The following is a 259-nucleotide window of genomic DNA, read 5'->3' on the forward strand; positions in this document are numbered from 1 at the left end:
GGCAGCTACAACATCGGCTTTGCGAACACCGGCAGCAATAATCTTGGCTTCGCGAACACGGGTGACAACAATATCGGTTTTGCGAATATCGGCAGCAACAATATCGGGATCGGGCTCACCGGCAGCGGCCAGATCGGGTTCGGCAGCCTGAACTCGGGCAGCCACAATATCGGATTGTTCAACTCGGGTGACGGAAACATCGGATTGTTCAACTCGGGCAGCGGAAACTTCGGGATAGGAAACGCGGGCACCGGAAACT

At 55.6% G+C, this 259-nt stretch carries 1 protein-coding gene; it reads left to right on the top strand.

Annotated elements, in window-relative coordinates; translation table 11 throughout:
* Window positions 1-12: 12 nt before the first annotated feature.
* A partial coding sequence (locus tag MKR94_RS17415; protein ID WP_422047546.1) for a pentapeptide repeat-containing protein occupies window positions 13-259 on the top strand: 247 nt, incomplete at its 3' end.

Origin of the sequence: Rosenbergiella metrosideri (assembly GCF_022602565.1) — a bacterium.
Classification (GTDB): Bacteria; Pseudomonadota; Gammaproteobacteria; order Enterobacterales; family Enterobacteriaceae; genus Rosenbergiella; species Rosenbergiella metrosideri.